1 pseudogene is annotated in these 309 nt (G+C 55.7%); it reads left to right on the top strand.

The annotated features are described in order from the left end of the window. Positions 1-309 (top strand): annotated as a pseudogene (locus ACYQ3S_RS15710) (gfo/Idh/MocA family oxidoreductase); the annotation flags it as partial.

Here is a 309-nt window from a genome sequence, read left to right as displayed (position 1 = left end):
CGTATACGGATCCGTATTATGAGACGTTTACGACCGCGCAACTGGAATTTGAGAACGGCGCTTCGGGCATGCTGATCGCGGCCCGCTGCTCGGGTCAGTGGGAGGAAACCATTGAACTGCATGGGAATAACCGCTCGGCATTTATTAAAATGCCGGACAGCGTGACCGTGACGGATGCGGAGGAACAGCATAAAACTGCAATGACCCCGCTCGCTATGGGCTGGGCCAAATCCGAGGATAAGCTGGGCTTTACCAATGCAATCCGCCATTTCCTCGATTGTGTGCGCGACGGCAAAACCCCGCTGACCG

The organism is Agathobaculum sp. TL06, assembly GCF_054658635.1.
The sequence above is the reverse complement of the archived record's forward strand: the minus strand, read 5'-3'. Positions and strand labels throughout refer to the sequence as shown.